17 protein-coding genes are annotated in these 23169 nt (G+C 35.0%); 14 read left to right on the top strand and 3 right to left on the bottom strand.

Features of this window, described 5'->3' with window-relative positions; genetic code table 11:
* Positions 1–55: 55 nt before the first annotated feature.
* The 11 genes from K412_RS0100330 to K412_RS0100280 all read left to right on the top strand — a co-directional run bounded on the left by K412_RS0100330 (position 56) and on the right by K412_RS0100280 (position 16131).
* Positions 56–424: a VOC family protein gene (locus K412_RS0100330; RefSeq protein ID WP_024831253.1), complete on the top strand. Its 369-nt coding sequence runs from the start codon at positions 56–58 to the stop codon at positions 422–424.
* 240 nt (positions 425–664) lie between these two features.
* Complete coding sequence (locus tag K412_RS0100325; protein WP_024831252.1) at positions 665–1420, top strand: DUF4931 domain-containing protein; 756 nt, start codon at positions 665–667, stop codon at positions 1418–1420.
* A gap of 89 nt (positions 1421–1509) precedes the next feature.
* Entirely contained in the window at positions 1510–2685 is a 1176-nt protein-coding gene (locus tag K412_RS0100320; protein WP_024831251.1) for an MFS transporter, read from the top strand.
* 216 nt (positions 2686–2901) lie between these two features.
* Positions 2902–3417, top strand: a complete 516-nt coding sequence (locus K412_RS0100315) for an adenine phosphoribosyltransferase (protein WP_024831250.1) — start codon at positions 2902–2904, stop codon at positions 3415–3417.
* 52 nt (positions 3418–3469) lie between these two features.
* Entirely contained in the window at positions 3470–5650 is a 2181-nt protein-coding gene (locus K412_RS0100310; RefSeq protein ID WP_024831249.1) for a RelA/SpoT family protein, read from the top strand.
* Positions 5651–5668: 18 nt separating this feature from the next.
* Complete coding sequence (gene dtd / locus K412_RS0100305; protein ID WP_024831248.1) at positions 5669–6118, top strand: D-aminoacyl-tRNA deacylase; 450 nt, start codon at positions 5669–5671, stop codon at positions 6116–6118.
* Positions 6119–6137: 19 nt separating this feature from the next.
* Positions 6138–6764, top strand: a complete 627-nt coding sequence (locus K412_RS0100300) for an MBL fold metallo-hydrolase (RefSeq protein WP_024831247.1) — start codon at positions 6138–6140, stop codon at positions 6762–6764.
* Between the two features lie 15 nt (positions 6765–6779).
* Positions 6780–8273: a coproporphyrinogen dehydrogenase HemZ gene (hemZ, locus tag K412_RS0100295; protein WP_024831246.1), complete on the top strand. Its 1494-nt coding sequence runs from the start codon at positions 6780–6782 to the stop codon at positions 8271–8273.
* A gap of 391 nt (positions 8274–8664) precedes the next feature.
* Positions 8665–9993: a histidine--tRNA ligase gene (hisS, locus tag K412_RS0100290; RefSeq protein WP_024831245.1), complete on the top strand. Its 1329-nt coding sequence runs from the start codon at positions 8665–8667 to the stop codon at positions 9991–9993.
* 30 nt (positions 9994–10023) lie between these two features.
* On the top strand, positions 10024–11805 hold the full coding sequence (aspS, locus tag K412_RS0100285) for an aspartate--tRNA ligase (RefSeq protein WP_024831244.1): 1782 nt from the start codon (positions 10024–10026) through the stop codon (positions 11803–11805).
* Positions 11806–11847: 42 nt separating this feature from the next.
* A complete protein-coding gene (locus tag K412_RS0100280; RefSeq protein WP_024831243.1) occupies positions 11848–16131 on the top strand; it encodes a 2-hydroxyacyl-CoA dehydratase in 4284 nt (1427 codons plus the stop codon).
* Positions 16132–16320: 189 nt separating this feature from the next.
* Here the strand turns inward: K412_RS0100280 and K412_RS0100275 are convergent, their stop codons facing one another.
* The 3 genes from K412_RS0100275 to K412_RS0100265 all read right to left on the bottom strand — a co-directional run bounded on the left by K412_RS0100275 (position 16321) and on the right by K412_RS0100265 (position 19683).
* Positions 16321–18555, bottom strand: a complete 2235-nt coding sequence (locus K412_RS0100275; protein ID WP_024831242.1) for a histidine kinase dimerization/phospho-acceptor domain-containing protein — start codon at positions 18553–18555, stop codon at positions 16321–16323.
* Positions 18530–19216 (bottom strand): response regulator transcription factor, encoded by a 687-nt coding sequence (locus K412_RS0100270; protein WP_024831241.1) that lies wholly within the window; start codon positions 19214–19216, stop codon positions 18530–18532. The genes K412_RS0100275 and K412_RS0100270 overlap by 26 nt, the downstream gene beginning before the upstream one ends.
* A 266-nt stretch (positions 19217–19482) precedes the next feature.
* Positions 19483–19683, bottom strand: coding sequence for a hypothetical protein (locus tag K412_RS0100265; RefSeq protein WP_024831240.1), 201 nt, complete (start codon positions 19681–19683; stop codon positions 19483–19485).
* A gap of 228 nt (positions 19684–19911) precedes the next feature.
* Between K412_RS0100265 and spoIIP the strand changes: the two genes are divergently transcribed.
* The 3 genes from spoIIP (at position 19912) to K412_RS0100250 (ending at position 23025) form a co-directional block, all read left to right on the top strand.
* Positions 19912–21132: a stage II sporulation protein P gene (spoIIP, locus tag K412_RS0100260; protein ID WP_024831239.1), complete on the top strand. Its 1221-nt coding sequence runs from the start codon at positions 19912–19914 to the stop codon at positions 21130–21132.
* Positions 21133–21224: 92 nt separating this feature from the next.
* Complete coding sequence (locus tag K412_RS0100255) at positions 21225–21506, top strand: hypothetical protein (protein WP_024831238.1); 282 nt, start codon at positions 21225–21227, stop codon at positions 21504–21506.
* A gap of 85 nt (positions 21507–21591) precedes the next feature.
* The gene (locus tag K412_RS0100250; RefSeq protein WP_024831237.1) at positions 21592–23025 is read left to right on the top strand and encodes a stalk domain-containing protein; all 1434 of its coding nucleotides are present in this window, start codon (positions 21592–21594) and stop codon (positions 23023–23025) included.
* Positions 23026–23169: the final 144 nt, after the last annotated feature.

The following is a 23169-nucleotide window of genomic DNA, read 5'->3' as shown; positions in this document are numbered from 1 at the left end:
ACACCATGATATAATGGAATAAGTTTACAAATATTTAAAATGAAGGAGAATGAGCATGAAGTTTTTGTGGACAACAATCAATGTAAAAAGTTTAGATGAATCGATTGGTTTTTATTCTGACCTATTAGGGCTTAAACTGTTAAAGAGGTTTCCTGCGGGAGCTGGAATGGAAATTGCTTTTATGGGTAATGGTATTGAAAATGAAACATTAGTTGAACTTATGGTGGATAGTAACAATAATGCAGTTAATTTCAGTGAATTTATATCTATTGGTTTTGCAGTCGATTCTGTTGATGCAATGCTGAATACGGTAAAAAGTAAAAACATTCCTGTACAAAGTGGACCGGTTGATACCCCTAGTTCTAAATTTTTCACTATAAAGGATCCGAATGGTCTTAATGTTCAGTTTTTTCAGCAAAAATAACCGCTTTGAAGTATCTTTTAAGGATAGCTTAAAAATAGTATAAAGTTTAGTTTTATTATAAAAAATGATAGTATTACGTTTAAAATTGAGCAAACAAAAATACCCATTGCAATGAAGGACTGGTATTTGATTTGCTCAATTTTAAATATATACGGTTTGTTTTGCTATAAATAGTATTTTATTAACGGATTAACATATAAACTTTAATTTAAAAAATATTCTGAGTTAGTAGGTGTAAACATGACAGTTAATAAGCATCTTTGTTTTATTTCTGATGTTGTAAAAGAAAAGAATATTTACCAAAGCAAAGAATCACTCTGCCCATTTTGTGATCGCGAAGCACTTTCTGATATTATAGATGAACAAGATTCAATAATATTGGTAAAAAACAAATTTCCAACATTAGCTAATACTTTTCAAACAGTACTTATAGAAACTAACAATTGCTTTGAAAATATTTCTACGTATGATACATATCATATGAGAAAATTAATTACATTTGGAATAAACCATTGGTTAAAAATGGAGAAAAGCGGTGATTTTAAATCTGTAGTTTTTTATAAAAATCATGGACCAATGTCTGGTGGAACAGTAAATCATTCACATATGCAAATAGTAGGACTAAAAGATATTGATTATAAAATAGGCTTAAATGATGAAATTTTTGAAGGAATTGAAATTTATCAAGAAGGAAGTTGCTCTATAAACATATCTAGTAAACCCAAAGTTTGCTCAACTGAATTCAATATTATTACTACCTCTCGCAATGACAATTTTATGGCGGATAATATACAAAATATCGTAAAATATTTACTTAAACGTTGTAATAGCTTTAACTTATTTTTCTACCAATGGAAACGATCTATTATCTGTAAAATAGTTCCAAGGTATGTAACTTCTCCACTATTCGTTGGCTTTTCTATTCCTCAAACTTCCAATAGGTTGAATGAGATTGCTGAAGAAATTAAAAATACATACTATAGTATTAAAAAGTAAATAAAAAAAATATGGAAAGGTACGGTACCTTGCGTAGTAAATATTCTGATTTGCATAATAACAAAATAAAATGGATGTTTATTCTTTTAATGATTTCATCAGTAACAGATGGAATAACACAAGGGATTTTGCTTTTACAGGAGAAAATTGCACAAAACCCTCTTAAATCGTCTGACCTTGACATAACTGTGATCAGTATTATAGCTTCAGCGACGATTATTTTTTCACTACTGTTTACTGTATTGTATTCCGGTAAAAGCAAAAAAAAACTACTTGTATGGGGGTATATTATTGGTAGGTTTATTTTTTTATTTAGTTTTGTTATAAATTATTCTGCTGTATATTTAGTTTTTCTTTTTTTCTATCACTCAGTGTTTGCAATACAGTTCCCTGTAACCAATAGCTTTTTTCCATACTTTTTTAAAGAGAGAAGCGGATTATATTTTGGTATTGTACGAAGCATACTTATGTTCTCCATGATGATAACCTCATTACTTGTTGGCAAATTGTTAGATTTTAACCCCAGCATGTTCAAATGGATTTTATCGATAATAGCAGTTGCTTCACTTTTAACATATGGAGTTTTCTATTATATTGAATCAAAGGTTGATTACACTGAATTGAAAGGTACTAAACCGGTAACTTTTAAAATATCAATGACTTCAATTTTTAAAAATACTGATTTCATTGTCTTTGAGATAATATTTATGATTTATGGTTTTGCATATATGATAAGTATGCCTACTGTCAACTTATTTATGTTGAATGTTCTAAAACTGTCTACAGTAGAAATGGCTAATGCTAAGGGCATTTACGCACAACTTTTTATTATTTTGACCATGCCTTACGCAGGGAGAATTTTTGACAGAATAAACATATGGAAAGTTGGGGCAATCTCGTTCGGTATACTAATTTTATATCCTTTGTTTTTTATATTATCAGATGTAAGTATATCTAAAATTTATGCATACTTGGGACTTGCTTGTTATTCATTGGGGTTAAGTGGGATAGGTATATTATGGAACCTAGGCACAATAAAATTTTCTACAAAAGAAAACGAGCTTATTTATCAGGGATTTCACCAGACACTTACAGGAATAAGAGGCTTTATAGGACCACTACTTGGATATTATTTGCTTTTACAATTCGGATACAATTTGAACTTTTATATGGCTTTAATTCTATTTTTAATTGCTACTGTTTGGAGTGGTGGCATATATATTAAGCAAAAAATGTGCAGACAGTTCAAAGAATTGAGGAAGTAAAGAAGTGTAGAAGATTGTGTATTCTTGTGTGAACTTAAGTATACACTATAGATTAATGGATGCACTTTCCGCACTATTTTTTTACTAATTGTAACATATTTATTGCATAACTAGAAAAATTTTCCAAATTAAATTATACATCCTTGTAACTAAGAATTTATTTATTTATAATATATTTATGTGTGATATAATATTTATTTATGAGAGGAGTTTACTATGAATTTTAAAGATAAACTCAGACATGTTATGGATTTTCCTAAAGAAGGAATCGATTTTATCGATATTACTACAGTACTTCAGGATGCGGAGACATTCAGAGCATGTATGGATTCATTAAAGGCACTTTCGGAAAATATGGGAGATTTTGATATTATTGTAGGTTCAGAGTCAAGAGGATTTATTTTTGGAGCCCCCCTAGCTTACCACATGAATAAAGGCTTTGTTCCTGTAAGAAAGAAAGGAAAACTCCCATATAAAACTGTACGTGAAGAATATGATTTGGAATACGGAAAAGATGTCCTCGAGATGCACTCAGATGCAATCAAGCCAGGACAGAGAGTGTTAATAGTTGATGATCTTCTTGCAACTGGCGGAACTACTCAAGCTAACATTAGACTTATAGAGAAGCTGGGAGGAGAGGTTGCAGGTATAGTATACTTTATTGAGCTTCTATCACTAAATGGTAGAGATAAGCTCAAAGGCTATAAAGTTGATTCCATAGTAAAATTCTAACAAGATTAATAATGAATTTATTGGTAGTCATTTGGACAGGTGGAGGGACACATTGATAGACAGCTTTTCAGTACTTGTTGAGAAAGTAAATAAATATGACCCTGACTGTAATTTGGAAATGCTTAAAAAAGCATATTCTGTTTCAAAAGCTGCGCACATGGGTCAACAGAGAATATCAGGAGAGCCATACATTATTCATCCGGTTGAGGTTGCGATAATACTTGCCGAGATGGAGCTGGATTGTACGGCTCTTGTAGCTGCCCTTTTACACGATACCATTGAAGATACAACATGTACTTATGATCAACTGAAATCTCAGTTTGGACAAGAAGTATCAGAACTAGTGGACGGTGTAACCAAATTGGGAAAGATACCGTTCACTACAAAAGAAGAGCAGCAGGTTGAAAATCTGCGTAAAATGTTTTTAGCTATGGCTAAGGACATAAGGGTTATCATGATTAAACTTGCAGACAGGCTTCATAATATGAGAACCCTTAAGTATATGACCCAGGACAAACAACTTGAAAAAGCCAGAGAAACCCTAGAGATATATGCTCCACTTGCCCATAGGCTTGGTATATCCAAGATTAAGTGGGAGCTTGAAGATATTTGTCTCAGATATCTTGATCCAAAGGGCTATTACGATCTTGTTGAAAAAATTAACACCAAGCGAAAACAAAGAGAAGCATATATAGCAACAATTATTGATACTCTACGTGAAAAAACAAATGAACTTGGGATAGAAAACGCACAGATAGACGGAAGGCCAAAGCACTTCTACAGTATTTACAGGAAGATGGTAAAGCAGAACAAGACACTCGAGCAAATATACGACTTGTTTGCGTTTAGAATAATTGTAAATTCTGTAAAAGATTGCTATGCTGTTCTTGGACTTGTGCATGAGCTATATAAACCAATGCCAGGCAGATTCAAGGATTACATTGCCATGCCCAAACCAAACATGTACCAATCTTTACATACCACATTGATTGGGCCTGAAGGACAACCTTTTGAAGTACAGATAAGAACATGGGATATGCATAGGGTTGCCGAGGTTGGTATTGCAGCGCACTGGAAATATAAGGAAGGAATTAACAGCGCAAAGGATTCAGACAATAAGTTTGCATGGCTCAGGCAGCTTTTGGAATGGCAAAAGGATACCAGAGACGAAAGCGAATTTATGGAGACCCTTAAAATTGATTTGTTTACCGACGAGGTATTTGTATTTACCCCAAAAGGTGATGTAATAAATCTTCCAGTGGGCTCCACGCCTGTAGACTTTGCCTATGCAATACACAGTGCTATTGGTAATAAAATGATAGGTGCCAGAATAAATGGAAAAATGGAGCCTATAGATTACAAGCTAAAAAACGGCGATATAATAGACATTCTTACGTCATCAACAATTCATGGTCCCAGCAGGGACTGGCTTAAAATTGTTAAGAGCAGTCAGGCAAAAAGTAAGATTAATCAGTGGTTTAAAAAGGAAAAGCGTGAAGAAAATATTATCAGGGGCAAGGAAATGCTTGAGCGTGAGCTTAAAAAGCAGGGATTGACCTATTCACAGTTATTTAGAAATGAGTGGGTTGAAATTGTATTAAAAAAATACAATTTTGCATCCCAAGAGGATTTATATGCCGGAGTAGGGTATGGGGCAATTACGGCAAATAAGGTTATAACTAGGCTCAAGGAAGAATTCAAAAAGACACTTAAGCCGGAAGAATTGGAAGAAATGCTGGAAACAATAGCCCAGACCAAAAATGACAGAAAGAAAAGGCATACACTTGAAAGTGGTGTAGTAGTAAAGGGAATAGACAATTGTCTTGTACGTTTATCTAGATGCTGCAATCCGGTTCCTGGTGATGAGATAATAGGTTATATAACAAGAGGAAGAGGTGTTTCAGTCCACAGAAGCGACTGTATAAATATTTCTGCTGATAGAGAGGAAGAAGAAAGGCTTATAGACGTTAAGTGGCGTACTACCAATGATGTTGCCTATAAGGCAGACATTACACTTATGGCTAATGACAGGACTTCTCTTCTGTTGGATGTAACCAACTGTATCACAGAAGTAAAAATACCTATAAAGGCAGTTAACGCAAGGACTACCAAGGAACAGATTACGGTTATAACACTTACCCTTGAGATAACAAATACCGAGCAGCTTGAAAAAATAATTAAAAGACTGAGAAAAATAGACAGCGTATTTGACGTAACTAGAAATAAACAATAATCGGGGGTTTACATTTAAATGAGAGCAGTTGTTCAAAGAGTAAAAAAATCAACGGTTACTGTAAATGAGAATATTGTAGGAAGCATTGGACAGGGACTTTTGGTGCTCCTTGGAGTTGGTAAGGAAGATGACGACAGTGATATAGAATATCTATCAGATAAAATACTGAATTTGCGTATTTTTGAGGATGATGACGGCAAGATGAATAAGTCTTTGGTAGATATTGGAGGTCAGTTGCTGGTTGTATCACAGTTTACACTTTTCGGAGATTGCAGAAAAGGCAGAAGGCCCGGTTTTGATAAAGCAGCCAAACCAGAGATTGCGAGAGAACTGTATGAACGTTTTGTAAATAGATGTAGAGAAGCCGGCGTACTTACCGAAACAGGAATTTTTCAGGCAGATATGCTTGTAGATATAAGTAATGACGGTCCAGTTACACTTTTATTGGACAGTAAAAAGGAATTTTAGATGATGGAGGTTTGGCATAATGTTTGTAAAACCAATATACGGAGGGTTATTTGACTCTGTTTCCTATATGGTTGGAAATGAAAATGAAGCTATTCTGATAGATGCAGGAGTTCCCCCTGAAAAGGTAATTGCTGCACAAAAAGAATATAATACAAAAATAAAAAAAATAATTCTTACCCATGGGCATATTGACCATATATTACATGTTGATGATATAGTACAGAAAACAAATGCTATGGTTTATATCCATGTTGATGAAGAGCAGGCAATGACGAATGCAAGATTCAACATTTCTGCATTTACAGGAAAAGCGAAAACCTTTGAAAGCAAGTATGAAGTTCTTAGAGATGGAAACAGTGTGAACTTGGGAGAACTGAAGTTTAAGGTAATTCTTACTCCGGGACATACACCAGGCTCTATCTGTATTCAGATTGAAAACCTTCTTTTCTCAGGAGATACATTGTTTAAGTTTGGATATGGAAGAGTTGATTTACCAAATGGTAATTTTTCTGATATATATAATTCAATCGTCGAGAAACTTTTTGTACTGCCCGGTGAAACAATAGTTTACCCCGGTCATGGTGGAAGTACAACGATTATAGATGAAATAAGAGGCAATCCTATAAAAAATGCAATTCAATGGTAAAACAAAGAGGATAAAATGTTAATTTATAATAACGAGACAAAATACTTTGATTATGAATTGGAAGATGTTATAAAATTATTCTTTACTCAAAATGAAATAGTAAAATCCGATGAGCCTTGGGATGAGTGTTCCGGGGCATTTCTTTTCTGTTTTCTGTCCTATGAGGATGGAAAGGACTGTTTTAATATAAGCCTGAAGGCTAAGGATTTTAGTGAGCTTATAAGCCTCCCATGTACAGGGATAATTGGCTCTTCTGACAAACTTAAAGTAAAAGAGTTTAAGAGAATACTAAAGAGGAAGACGTTTTTGCTGCTTGCAAAATATACTAACAAGGTAATTCCTTGGGGTATTTTGACAGGTATAAGGCCTGTTAAGCTGGTAAACGAGTTGATTGATGAGAAAATGACAAAGAGTGATATTCTAACTGTTTTACAGAAGGATTATTTTGTTACGAAGAATAAATCAAGGCTTCTATATGAGGTGGCAGTCAATCAAAGGAAATTGTTTTCAGAGTCAAAGGAAAACAGCATATCACTGTACATTGGTATTCCATTCTGTCCTACCCGTTGCTTGTATTGCTCTTTTAGTTCAAGTACCATAGGGCAATATAAAAAAATGGTAGATGTTTATGTGGATACACTTTTGAAGGAAATAAAGCATACGGCCATGCTTATGAAAGATAAAGGACTAATTGCTGAGAGTATATATATTGGGGGCGGTACACCAACTTCCCTAAATGAGCAGCAGTTGAGCCGTCTCCTAAGAGGTATAGAGGACTGTATTGATATGACATACCTTAAAGAATATACCCTTGAGGCTGGCCGTCCAGATACCATAACTGTTGATAAGCTAAAGGTTATTAAAAATAGTAGGGTATCCAGAATAAGCATAAATCCTCAGACAATGAATGAAAAAACCCTTGCCAGAATAGGGAGACTGCACAAACCGGAAGATGTGGGGATGGCTTTTTATGCCGCTAGGGATATGGGTTTTGACAATATAAATATGGATTTAATATGTGGACTCCCAGGCGAAGATGTCCAAATGTTTAATGAAACTTTAAGAAAAATAAAAGAATTAAACCCGGACAGTTTAACAGTTCACACAATGGCTATAAAAAGAGCTTCACAGCTTACAAAGGAAATGGAAAAATACAATCTGGAAGCTCAATATGTTGATTCTGCCGTAATGGTTGATATGGCACGTACATGTGCAAAAGAAATGGGTTTAAGCCCATATTATCTTTACAGACAGAAAAATATTCTAGGTAATTTAGAAAATGTTGGATATAGTCGGCCTGGTATGGAATGTTTATACAACATACAAATTATGGAGGAACGTCAGACAATTCTAGCTTGCGGAGCTGGGGCGGTTACAAAGGTGATTTTCCCTATGAACAGACTGGAAAGGTCATTTAACGTAAAGAGTGTTGAGGAATATATCGGTAGAATCAATGAAATGCTGGAACGGAAAGCCAATATTCTCATGGAAGGAAATAATAAATATTGACAAGCTTAGATGTAAATTCTAAAATATATGTATGCAAATAGGGAAGTAGCCTTAAAAGGGAAGAGTAATTAGAAACTGCTATTAAGGGAAAAGCTGTCATGGACTGAGAGCAGCTTATAGTAAGACTACTGAAAGACACCCTTTAGAGCCGTAGCTTAAGGGCTGATGAGAAAGACTCATCCGTTTTCCGCGTTAAGGATATAAGTGGGTTCTGTATTGGAATCATTAGGGTGGCACCACGGGAAGTTCCTCTCGTCCCTTGTTGGGATACGGGAGGTTTTTTACTGTTCTTGGGTATGCTTTCATTAGAAATTTCATATTTCTTTTTATTTATTAATTAATGTGTTAATAATTGGTAGTGTATTATACTTTTATGATAGGAGTTGTTTAAATGGCAAAAGAAGTAATTACGCCTTCAATATTACCGGGATTTATGGAACTGTTACCGGCTGATCAGATTGTTTTTAACAATATGCTGGAAATAATTAAAAAAACATATGAAAAGTACGGTTTTATACCTCTTGATACACCGATGATTGAGAAGTCGGAAGTTTTGCTGGCAAAAAGTGGTGGTGAAACAGAGAAGCAGGTATACAGGTTTAATAAGGGAGATAATGATTTATCCTTGAGATTTGACCTTACGGTTCCCCTTGCCAGATACGTGTCACAGCACTTTGGTGATTTGACGTTTCCATTTAAAAGGTATCATATCGGCAAGGTCTTCAGAGGTGAAAAACCACAAAAGGGTAGATTCAGAGAGTTTTATCAATGTGATATAGATATTATTGGAAATGAAAGTCTTAGCGTAATTAATGATGCTGAAATATTAAGTGTTATCTATTCAACTTTTAAAGCCCTTGGATTTGATGACTTTACAATCAGGATAAATAACAGAAAGATACTTAACGGTTTTTTTGAAGCACTTCAGGTATCAGACAAAACCGAAGTTCTGCGAACTATAGACAAGCTTGAAAAAATAGGCAATGAAGCGGTTCTAAAGGAGCTTGAAGCCATAGGACTATCTAAGGAAAATTCTCAAAGAGTATTGGAATTTGTAGGTACTAAGGGCAGCTGCAGAGATATAATAAAATATCTTAAAGAAATGAATATTCAGAATGATATGTTTAATGAAGGTATAGATGAACTGGAATTGGTGGTTAACTACATAGATTCCTTCAAGGTTCCAGCTGAAAATTATACTATAGACCTTACTATTGCAAGAGGATTGGATTATTATACCGGTACGATTTACGAAACTGTTCTTAACCAGTATCCGTCTATTGGAAGTGTATGTTCAGGCGGCAGGTATGATAATCTTGCTCAAAAGTATACAACAAAGAAATTGCCGGGTGTAGGTATTTCCATAGGCCTTTCAAGACTGTTTTATCAACTGAGAGAAGCCGGAATCCTTGGAGAAATGAAAAGAGCCACTCCTTCAAAGATACTTGTAATACCAATGAATGGAACAATGGAAAATGCTTTGGAAATAGCAACAAAAATAAGGGATGAAGGCGTGTCTGCTGAAATATACTTTAATGAAGGAAAAATAGGAAAAAAGTTTTCATATGCCGATAAACTGGGTATACCTTATGTAATAGTTGTTGGTGAGGATGAGGTTAAATCGGGTATATATAAGTTAAAGGACATGGCTACAGGTGAACAGGTTAATATGACTGTTGAGCAAATAATTGAAAAATTAAAGGCACAGTATAACATATAATCAGAAAAATCTGGTGGGAGGAAATAGCAAATGGGAGAATCAATACACGGCTTGAAAAGAAGCCACAAATGTACAGAACTAAGCAGTTCAAATATAGGTGAGAAAGTAACTGTTATGGGCTGGGTTCAAAAACAAAGAAATTTAGGAAGCTTGGTTTTTATTGACTTAAGAGACAGAACAGGAATTGTACAGATTGTTTTCACTGATAAAGACGGAGAAATGTTTGACAAGGCTAAATCAATAAGAAGCGAGTTCGTAATAGCAGCTGTGGGAACTGTTGCAGCTCGTTCTCCAGAAGCAGTAAACAAAAAAATGGCCACAGGAGAAATTGAGATTATCGCCAGCGAATTAAGGATACTCAGCACTTCTGAAACACCGCCTATGTATATAGAGGAGGATTCTGAGGTTAACGAACAAACACGTCTTAAGTATAGGTTTTTGGATTTGAGAAGACCTGATATGCAAAGAAATCTTATACTTAGACACAGAGTTGCAAAAGTGGCAAGAGACTACTACGATGAAAACGGATTTCTTGAAATTGAAACTCCGATATTGATAAAGAGTACACCAGAGGGTGCAAGGGATTATCTTGTTCCCAGCAGAGTTCATCCCGGAAAGTTCTTTGCATTACCTCAGTCTCCACAGTTATACAAACAGTTACTGATGGTATCAGGATATGACAGATATTTCCAGATTGCTAAATGTTTTAGAGATGAAGATTTGAGAGCTGACAGACAGCCTGAATTCACTCAGATTGATATTGAGATGTCATTCGTAAATGTTGATGATGTTTTGGAGGTTAATGAAGGATTTGTAAAGAGAGCTTTTAAGGAAGCTTTAAATATAGACATTGAAACTCCTTTTATTAGAATGCCTTACGCAGAAGCAATGGAGAGATTCGGTTCCGATAAGCCGGATATTCGCTTCGGTATGGAACTGATAAATATGTCTGACATGGTAGCAAATTGCGGATTTAAAGTGTTTACCGATGCAATTGCCATGGGTGGTAGTGTAAGAGCAATAAATGCAAAGGGCTGCGCAAAATTCAGTAGAAAAGAAATAGATGCGTTGGTGGAAGTTGTTAAGACATACAAGGCAAAAGGAATGGCGTGGATTTCCATTAATCAGGAAAATGAGATAAAATCTTCATTTGCCAAGTTTATGTCAGAAGAGGAAATGAAAGCTATTTTGGAAAGGGCTCAGGCTGAGGCTGGAGACTTGATATGTTTTGTTGCTGATAAGAACAATGTAGTTTTTGACGCACTGGGTCAGTTGAGATTAGAAATTGCAAGAAAACTGGATATTTTAAATCTTGATGAATTCAAGTTCCTGTGGGTTACTGAATTCCCACTCTTCGAGTATGACGAGGAAGAACAGAGATGGGTTGCAAAACACCATCCTTTTACCAGTCCTATGGATGAAGACCTTGAATATTTGGATACAGACCCAGGAAAAGTACGTGCAAAGGCTTATGACATGGTTTTAAACGGTGTTGAGCTTGGTGGAGGAAGTATCAGAATTCATATACAGGAATTACAATCCAAGATGTTTGAAATGCTCGGATTTACTGAAGAAGATGCAAATAGAAAGTTTGGATTCCTACTTGAAGCATTCAAGTACGGAACTCCTCCTCACGGCGGAATGGCCTTTGGTCTTGATAGACTCATAATGCTAATGGCAAAGAGAAACAGCATTAGAGATGTAATTGCATTTCCAAAGGTACAGAATGCATCCGAACTGATGTCAAATGCACCTGACGTTGTTGATGAAAAGCAGTTGGAAGAATTGCATATAAATATAACAAATAACTAATTAATTTTAAAATTCTAGTTTGGAGAGATTAGGTCGTTAATTATGAAGAAAAAATATCATGTGGGGTTAGATGTTGGTTCAACCACAGTAAAAATGGCTGTGCTGGATAAGGATAATAGAATTGTATATTCAAAATATCAGAGACACTATTCAGATATACGTAAAACTATATTTGAATTGATGAATGAAATGTGCAATTCTTTTTACCAGGAAGAATGTACGATAATGATAACTGGATCCGGCGGATTGTTGGTTTCTCAGTGGTTGGGACTTGAATTTATTCAAGAGGTAATTGCAGGTTCAGAAGCAATTCAAACCGTCATTCCTCAAACAGATGTAGCTATAGAATTAGGTGGAGAAGATGCTAAAATAACATATTTCCGAGGAGGACTTGAACAGAGAATGAATGGTACCTGTGCGGGAGGTACAGGAGCATTTATTGATCAAATGGCTTCCTTGCTGCAGACTGACGCAGCAGGGCTCAATGAATATGCCAAAAAAAGTAGAGTTATATATCCAATTGCGGCGAGGTGTGGAGTTTTTGCTAAGACAGATATACAACCGCTGTTAAATGAAGGTGCTGCAAAGGAGGACATAGCAGCTTCAATATTTCAGTCTGTAGTAACCCAGACAATAAGCGGGCTTGCATGTGGAAAACCAATAAGCGGAAATATTGCGTTTTTGGGAGGTCCTCTTTATTTTCTCTCTGAGCTTAGAAAAAGGTTTGAGATTACACTTAATTTGAAACCGGAGCAAGTTATTTTTCCTGAAAACTCACAGCTTTTTGTAGCAATGGGTGCAGCTCTGTCTTCGAAGGAATGTAAAATAATATCCTTTAAAGAAATAAAGAATAAACTTCCGGTTTTAAACACTATATCTGTACATGAGGTTGAACGTTTAAAACCCCTATTTAATTCACAAGAAGAATTGGATGAATTCAGAAATAGACATGCCCAGCAATCAGTTTTAGTTAAACCTCTTGAGAATTACAAGGGGGATTGTTTTCTGGGGATTGATGCCGGGTCCACAACAACAAAGGCTGTTTTAATTAATAATGAGGGAGAACTTCTTTATTCCTTCTATGGCAGCAATGAAGGAAGTCCTTTGAGCTCATCTATTAAAATATTAAATGATATCTATTCCAAATTGCCTGTAGATGCAAAGATAGTTAATTCTGCTGTAACAGGTTACGGGGAAGGTCTAATTAAGGCAGGTTTAGGAGTAGACATTGGAGAGATAGAGACGATTGCACACTATAAGGCTGCGGATTTCTTTCTGCCGGGAGTAGATTTTATTCTGGATATTGGCGGTCAGGATATGAAATGCCTTAAAATAAAAGATGGTGTAATTGACAGTATTATGCTAAACGAGGCATGTTCTTCTGGGTGTGGGTCTTTTATTGAGACTTTTGCCAAGTCACTGAATTTTTCAGTTGAAGATTTTGCCGAGCAGGCATTATTGGCTGAAAAGCCTGTTGACCTTGGTTCAAGGTGTACTGTATTTATGAATTCAAGAGTTAAGCAGGCTCAAAAAGAAGGAGCTCAAGTTGGAGATATATCAGCAGGCTTATCGTATTCGGTAATAAAAAATGCACTTTTAAAGGTTATTAAAATAAGAGACCCTAAGGAAATGGGCAAGAAAATAATTGTACAGGGAGGAACATTCCTCAATGATGCTGTACTAAGAAGTTTTGAGCTCATATCAGAGAGAGAGGCTGTAAGGCCTAATATTGCTGGATTAATGGGTGCTTTCGGGGCTGCTCTTATAGCAAAAGAAAGGTATACCGGGGGAACATCAACTATTTTATCAAGGGACAATATAGGAAACTTTGTTTTTGATACAGAGCTCCAAAGATGTAAACTGTGCAGCAATAACTGTCTTCTTACTATTAATCAATTCAGTGACGGAAGTAGATTTGTATCCGGAAACAGATGCGAAAGAGGCGCGGGTATTGAAAGTACAGCACAGGATGTTCCGAATTTGTATGACTACAAATATAAAAGAATTTTCGGATACAAGCAAAACAGTGATGTTGTGCGTAGTAGGGGAACAGTAGGTATACCTCGTGTTCTGAATATGTATGAGAATTATCCGTTCTGGTTTACTTTCTTTGATGAATTAAAATTCAAGGTGGTTTTGTCACCACGTTCATCAAAGAAAATATATGAACTAGGTATTGAGACTATGCCGTCAGAATCGGTTTGTTACCCGGCTAAACTCGTACACGGTCATATTATGAGCCTTATAAACCAAAAGGTTAACTATATTTTTTACCCTTCGCTGCCATATGAGAAGGTTGAGGATGAGGAAGCCGACAATCATTATAATTGTCCGATTGTTACATCATATCCGGAAGTAATTAAAAACAATATGGATATACTTCACACTAGTGGAGTTAAATTCTTTAGTCCATTTTTACCATATGATGACAAGGAGAAACTTAAGGCACGACTTTTCCAAGTACTGGGTAAAGAATTAGGTATTTCAAAAGCTGAAATTGAACAAGCAGCAGAAAAGGCATGGGCAGAAGAAGAAAAGGCTAGGGAAGACGTCAGGAAAAAAGGTGAAGAAACCCTTAAGTACTTACAGGATACCGGTAAAAAGGGTATAGTCCTTGCAGGAAGACCTTATCATGTGGACCCTGAAATAAACCACGGGATTCCTCAGATAATTACATCCTTTGGATTTGCAGTACTTACAGAGGACTCTGTGGCTCATCTGGGAAAGACAGAAAGGCCTCTTAGAGTTGTTGACCAGTGGAAATATCATTCACGTCTGTATGCAGCGGCGACTGTAGTAAAGGAGCATCCGGAGCTTGAAATGATTCAGCTCAATTCCTTTGGATGCGGACTTGATGCTGTTACAACAGACCAAGTTCAGGAGATACTAAACTCCAGTGATGAAATCTATACTGTATTGAAAATAGACGAGGGTAACAATCTGGGAGCAGCGAAAATCAGAATCAGATCATTGGTTGCTGCCATTGAGGAAAGAGATAAGAAAACAGTTAAGCACCAGAATAAATCAGGCAGATTTGAAAGAAATGTATTTACTGAAGAAATGCGCAAGACACATACTATTCTTGCACCGCAGATGTCACCGATACATTTTCAGTTTGTTGAGGCTGCCTTCAAAAAAGCAGGATATAATATTGTTGTTCTTCAGGATGTTGATAATAGTGCAATTGAGGATGGTTTGAAGTATGTAAATAATGACGCGTGCTACCCCTCTATTATTGTTGTTGGACAGATTATACATGCACTAAAATCCGGACAGTATGATCTTGATAATACTTCTGTTTTAATTACTCAGACAGGAGGAGGCTGCCGTGCTACAAATTATATAGGCTTCCTAAAAAAAGCCCTTGTAGAAGCAGGAATGAAGCAAATACCGGTTATATCTTTAAATGCACTGGGAATGGAAAAACAGCCGGGATTTAAAATTTCTTTGAAGCTTTTAGATCTTGCTTTAAAGGCTATGGTTTATGGAGATTTGCTTATGAGGGTATTGTACAGGGTTCGACCTTATGAAAAAATACCCGGTTCTGCAAACGAACTATATAGAAAGTGGGCAGATATCTGCAAAAAGTCAATATATGAAGATAAAAAAGGTAGCTTTAAGCGGAATATAAAGGCTATTATTAAAGATTTTGACGAACTGGAAATCAGTGATGAGATAAAACCAAGAGTTGGACTGGTTGGTGAGATATTGGTTAAATTCCATCCTGATGCAAATAATGATGTAGTTGATGTTGTGGAAAAAGAGGGTGCAGAAGCGGTGATGCCTGACCTCATTGACTTTTTCCTTTACTGTGCTTATAGTCCAATCTTCAAGCGTAAGTACCTGGCAGGTACCTTAAAGAGTAAAATTGTGAGCAATGCTGTCATAAGTGGAATAGAGTGGTATAGACGTCATTTGAAGAAATATCTTCGCAAAAGCAAGAGATTTGATGCACCGCATTCAATATATCATCTTGCAAACAGTGCTTCAAAGATTCTTTCTCTGGGAAACCAGACAGGAGAGGGCTGGTTCTTGACGGCAGAAATGATTGAACTTATTAAGAGCGGAGCCGGAAATATCATATGTATGCAGCCATTTGCCTGCCTTCCTAACCATGTTACGGGAAAGGGAATGATTAAGGAGCTCAGAAGGAGATATCCTGAATCAAACATTGTTGCAGTAGATTATGACCCAGGAGCCAGTGAAGTTAACCAACTCAACAGAATAAAGCTTATGATGTCGGTTGCGTTTAAAAATATGAGAGGTGAGACTGACTTGATACAGGAGGAATATCAGGCTCCCCAGCAGGAGAAAAAGCAAGCGTAGCTTTTCAGTTTAAAAGAAATGTAAGAAGCAAAAAGGTGTAGAAGCAAAATTAGTTTTACCTTTTCTAAGCCTGTACGTTATTAAAAATTGTATCAATGGAAGCTTGGTTAAAGATATTATTGATGCAATTTTATACGGAAGTACAGGATAGAAAAGATTTATGGTTTTGCAACTACACCTTTCAACATTTTATTTTGCTTTAGGTATTACAACTGTTGCTTTAAAAAGGTCTCCATCAATATTGATTGAAAAACTTCCACCTTGAATTTCCGTAAGGCTTCTGGCTATTGAAAGGCCGAGACCAGAACCTTCACTGTTACGTGACGAATCTCCTCTTTTAAAGCGCTCCATAAGCTCATCTGGAGGGATATTCAATTCATATGCAGAAATATTTTTTATGGAAACAACTACGTTGTCATTTACATCTGACGTTTCAATATAAACTCTGGAGTTGGGCATTGCATATTTTAAAGCATTTGAAATCAGGTTTTCTATAACTCTCCAAAGAAGCCTGCCGTCAGCCATGACAAGCAGTTTGTCAGATGAAAAATTAGTCCTGAAATTTAGACCGGAAGCCTGAATTTTGTCTGATAATTCACCAAGGCCTTGATTTATTAAGGATACAATATTTATTTCTTCTGGGTTAACTGCTATACTTCCACTGGATGCTTTTGCAGCCTCAAACAAGTCTTCCGTTAATGTTTTGAGCCTTTGAGACTTTTTATCAATTATATCCAGATATTTTTGAGAGTTTTGAGAAGTAAGTTCCTCATTTTTTAACAAATCAACATAAGTTATTATAGAGGTCAAAGGAGTTTTAAGGTCATGAGAAACATTGGTAATCAACTCGGCTTTCATCCTTTCCGCTTTAACTCGACTGCTGACTGCGTGTTTTAGTCCATCAGCAATACTCTCAATGATTTCTGAGAGTTCTCTGAACTCAGGAATTTTCTGAGGTGGAATATTAGTTGACTGTTCCCCAGAGCGAATTCTTTTAGCTCCTTCCGTTATATCCTTTAAAGCCTTAAAGGCCGTCAGTACAAAATAAACTGCTGTAACATTAATACCAACCATTAGGGCCAGCCCGAAGAGTATACCAAATGATCCAGTGAACAGTAATACTACTCCAACTAATGTGACAACAGCATATATTCCGAAAATCAGAATTAATCTTATTGCAGCAGGACTGTTATCATATACAGATAGCATTTTTTCGTATAATCTCTTAAAAAAGCTGTCTTTAATCCAAATAAAAGCTTTGTAGGTAAGTGTACTCTTTATAACTTCATGCCTCTTAAGCCTTCTTACAAACATTGTAACAAAAACGATTCCGACAAGGGTTCCAAAGGATATTGCAATGCATAACAGAACAGTCAAAATGTTCATATTATAATAAGAGCTGTTTTTGAATATGATATACCCTCCATATTGGAACAATGTTGCAATACAAAGTATTATAATTCCCGCTAAAACTACCATAGCCACATCAAGATATATATCATCTATGGGTATAAGAAGGAGCCCATCTTTACGGGTGCTTCTTCCTGTGGCATAAATAATATAGGAAAGGGCAATTAGAAAGGCCACTATTCCAATACCTAAAAATCTTATTCCTGTAAGGCCTTCTCTGACATTATGGTTATAGACTGAGAGTTCAGAATCATATCTTTCCTGTGATAGTCCTATAAAGATAGTAGTATCAGAGGGGAAATTGCCTGTATAAAAAAATGTGTCTATATTATTTCCTGCTTGCTGAGTTAGTTGAAAACTTACAGGGAGTGAATTAAAGAAACCTGTAACATTACTGTTATTGGTATTAGTTAATGTTACAGTACCATTATTTACGACGGTGTAATAGATTCCTTTGATTTTATTTAGAGAATCTAGTTTCATATGGTAATCAGCCAATTGTTCTTTGATATAATCGGTTTCGATGTTAGATATCTTTGTTTTATACTCATTTTCTATTTTTTCTATTTCGCTTTTTCTTTCATCCAACAACTTCTGTATCTCAGTATTTTTTTTTAGCTGAGACTCGGTAATATCATCTAAATCATCATTAAGATTTGAAGAGTCAGCTAGTATTGAACGGTAATAATCGTTTATTCTGTTAATCTCTGTTTGCTTATCCTTAAGCAGTTGCTCTTTTCTATCATTTATATCATTTTTATCCAAACAGGTTCCTGATTTTATATTATCTTCATTTATGTAGTTAAAAGAAATATCACAAACCTGAATGTAAGTTTCGTTTAGAATGTCCCGTAGGTAAATACTTTTTTTAAAATCCTTATTCTGAATTCCTATATCAAAATAAGGGGCTTTTGTTATTCCGTACGCTGTCGTAAGCATTCCAGCAACACATACTATAACTGCCAAAGCTTTAAGCCATACGGAATAGCTATATTTTTTCAATTTTATATCCAATTCCCCACACCACCTTTAAATATTTTGGTTCTTTCGGATTGATTTCAATTTTTTCGCGAATTCTTCTTATATGGACAGCAACTGTATTTTCTGGTGAAAAGGAGGGTTCATTCCACACTTGCTCATATATTTGATCAATTGAAAACACTTTTCCGGCATTTTCACACAAAAATTTTAAAATTTTATATTCTACAGGTGTTAACCTTACCAGTTTATCGTCAACTTTTACTTCTTTTGCATCATCGTTAATAACAAGGTCTCCTGTTTTGAATACACCAGATTGTGCTACAAAACTGCCCAATGATAAATATCTTCTAAGTAGTGACTTTACTCTAGCAAGAAGTTCTAGGGGGTTAAAGGGCTTCGTTACATAATCATCCGCCCCCATGTTAAGACCTATAATTTTATCAGTGTCTTCTGATTTTGCACTTAACATTAAGACAGGAATATTATATTTTTCACGAATTTTCATTGTAGCACGGATTCCATCCATTACAGGCATCATTATATCAATAATGAGCAGATGTATTTCTGTATTATCAAAGACTGAAAGGGCTTCAGAACCGTTATATGCCTTATAAACACAATAACCTTCATTTTTAAGATAAATCTCGATGGCATCCACAATTTCCTTATCATCATCACAAACAAGAATATTCACAAAATACCTCCCAAAAAATGTTGCTAAAATTGATTTATCAATTCAATTTATTCTCAGCAAACATTATATCACATCCTTTTTTTCGATTTTGACCAATGTAAAATATAGCTATAATCTACAATACACAATATAGCAGTACAATCTTACGGAACTATTGATAATATTCTTAAGAAATTCTTAACATAAGGGATTAGTTACAAATGGAAGGAGATTCATATAAAAAATAAGTACCATTACTGTAGTTTGGTAATGGCACTCCCGTTTTGTTAGATATTCAAGTCATATTTATACAGATTATAAAATGTATCAGTACTAATGTCCTTTGATACATTTCTTCCTTCAAGTAAAAGTTTATGCCCGCAACTTTCACACCTGAAAGTAAGTCCGTTCAGCCTGCTTATTTCTTCTTCCGGAAGGTTTAATAACACACTTTCACAAATGCAGCATCTAATTGTGCAAAAATTCAAAATATCGTCCCCCATTTCAATTATATTCTATAAGGTATATTTAGAATTGACTATTTTTAGAACTTCATTCATATAAATAGTACTAAGATATATTACAATATTTCCCATAAATACGTTACAAATATTTTAAAGTATGTACAAGCCAGTAATATTTCTATTTTATATGAATATAGTTTTTATAACCCGAAATTTATGAGGATTTTACTGTTAGATATGGAGGTCAGTGCTATGAGAGATACTATTTACGATAATACCTATCTGGAAGGAAATAAGGGTAATCTGACAAAGCTACCTATAATTTTGTGTGCCGTTGGCGGTATTGTACTGGGGGGGTTAGCCTTTAGTTTGGCAAATGGAAAGGTAAAAATACCTATTGATTTAAAACAGATTAGCTCGGGAAATGTTACAACAATACAATCATCTGAAAGCATAAAAGAGTATGTTTTTAAGCTTTTTGGAATTGACATTTACAATCCTATAACAATATTAAATACAAATTATCCATATTTTAAAATGTTTTACGATGAAAAGTATCAGCCTCCTGCTTCTGAAAAAGTGCAGCAGGAGATTAAGAAAATCCAAAATGCACAGACAGAATCCATACAGCCTCAGGAAAATTTAGCACAAAAGCCTTCAGATACTTCTACAGTACAATTTAAAGAGGCATCAAGCAGTATAACCTTTGAGGGGGATGTAGAAGAAACAGATCAAAATAATAATCCTATTGTTTCAAGCGGAAAAATCAACATTAAAAACGAAACAAGCCTAAAAATTGATATAAAGAAATTGCTAAATGAGCCTTTAAAGCTTGCTCCTGATAAAAAAGGTCCCAAGATATTAATTTATCATACCCACACAACGGAGTGCTTTTTAAAGAGTGCGGACGAAATTGGTAAGAGCAATACTCCTTCAAGGACTACCAATAATAAATACAATGTTGTCAGAGTGGGAGAGGCTTTAATAAATAATCTGAAAAAATATAATATAGATGTTCTACATAATACTACAATTCATGATGCCGACTACAACAGTTCCTACATAAAGTCTCTTAATACGCTGACAGGCTATGTTGAAAAGTATTCTTCTTTAAAAATGGTCATAGACCTTCACCGTGATGCTGCAAGCGAAGGAAAGCTAAGAGCAGTGCAGAATATTAACGGCAAAAATGTAGCAGAAATAATGTTTGTTATTGGAACAGATGCCAAGCTGAACAATCCTCGGTGGAAGGAGAATTTAAAACTTGCAATTAAAGTTCAGGCTAGACTTAACGAAATTTGCCCAGGAATCGCTAAGCCAATCTACGTAAGTAAAAACAGGTACAACCAGCATTTGTTAAACGGTTCGGTTATAGTTGAAATAGGAGGGGACGGAAATGTAATAGATGAATGTGTCCGCAGTACATCGTATCTAGCACAAGCTATAAATGATGTTATATTCAAAAAGAAATAGGATTAAAATAACTTCGTATTGTTAAAAATAATACATAAGGGTTTAGATATAATAAAGACTTGAACCCGAAAACATTAAATGCGGGGTTATATATGCCAAGAAAAACAAGATTTAAGCAAAGGAGATTGTACAGATTAAAAATTACACTTGTATCAGCAGTATTTGTGTTGATTCTTATATTCGGACTTTTAGCAGTGGATTATAGTAAAAGTTTTATTTACTATGGTGAACCCAAAATGGAAATTATGCAAATATCGCCTGTTGATACTGATATATATCGAATAACCCTGTTAGGTAAATATTTTGATCTCAATTTAAAGTATTTAAAGGGTAGTGTAATGAAAATAAGAGCTTTTTTTATTGCTGACAGGTAGTGTAACCATATTGTTACCATTATATCAATAGGATGTGCTAAGCTAAATTAAGTAATAAACATAATAAAAGAAAGGGTCTGACACAATGAAAAAAGCATTATTATTCTTTATCATTATTGCAATTACACTAACTTTATTTCCAGGTGTTTCCTCTGCTGCTGCGGATTCAAAAACCTTAGCAAAAGTTGAGACTGCAAAGATTGAAAAACTTGATGGCATCTGTTCTATTAAGATTATATATCCTGTTTTAAGCGGTTTTGATTCAGCTAAAAAAATCAATGATTTACTAAACGACGAAAACCTTGATTCTATCGGATATATCAGAAGAGAACAGGTGTATTTAGAAGAATACATAAAAGATATGCCCCAAAGAGAGCAAAATCTTCCTTTGGCTTCCATAGACTCATTATATGATTATAACACAAGCGGAGATATTCTCTCTTTGGTTACAAATACATATGTATACACCGGTGGTGCACATGGTACAACTACACTTGAAGCTTACACAATGAATACCAAAACTGGTGAAATATATACCTTTAATTCTTTATTTAACCCTAACTCGAACTACAAGAAAGTTATTCAGGATAAAATAAAGAAGTCAATAGATAAAGAAAAGGATTTGTATTTTGATGATGCAAAGACTACTGTAGATGAAGCAAACAGTAATTACAAATTTTATATTGACGGAAACAACCTTGTAATATACTTTGGATTATATGAATTAAGACCATATGCAGGTGGGATAGCAAAATTCAGCATACCTGCCAAGGAACTTAAAGGATTGCTTAAAGATGATGTCTATAATCAGATGATAAATGCAAAAGCTTTGGAGAGAATTAGATTAAACGGTATAAGTATAAAAAACCAGTTTAAAACCTTTGATAAAGACTATGTATTAATGGTACCCCTTAAAGCTGCTGCTGAAATTCTTGGCTACAAAGTAGGATGGGATTCAAAAAAAGGAGCAAGCATAGCCGGCGGATATATTAAGAATAATGTTGGCACGTATTATACAGCAGATTCTAAAAAAATAAAGCTTACTCCGGCCCAAATAGTTGAGAATGTAATGTATGTACCAATAACATTTTTTTCAGAGGTTCTAAAAGAGGATGTAAGTTATGACGGGGAAGCAATAAGGTTTTTTACCAAATCAACAGTAGCCCCAAGTCAGTTTGACTTACAGAGCACTGAGTTTATGAGAGCTGACAGTGCAAAAGAATGTGCTGAGCTATATGCAAAAGCAATAGAAGAACGTAAAGGAGTACTTCAATATGGTCTTATGTCACCACAATTAAGGGCTGTTAAGAAAACTTACTTTGAAGAATTGGATTGGGTAACAGGAGTATCCAGCCCATGGATTACAACATACAATATTAAAGATAATGGAGATGGTACTTTTAAAATAACATTCCATTGGACTACATCTGCAGGAAAATCACCTGACACAATAGTAACCCTATCCATAAGTAAGGTTAAGGATCAGGATTACTTTGAGATTACTGACATTAAAGAGTAATTAATATTTAGAGCTTAGTTCAAAAGCTATAGTTACCTGCAAAAGTGGTGACTATAGCTTTGTTTTTTAAGACAATAAGTACAAAATCACTATATTGCACCTTTAAAAGTATATGGTATAATTAAATGCGCATAATTGTATTTA

Source organism: Ruminiclostridium josui JCM 17888 (assembly GCF_000526495.1).
GTDB classification, from domain to species: domain Bacteria; phylum Bacillota; class Clostridia; order Acetivibrionales; family DSM-1351; genus Ruminiclostridium; species Ruminiclostridium josui.
This window is presented reverse-complemented; position numbering and strand designations above follow the sequence as displayed.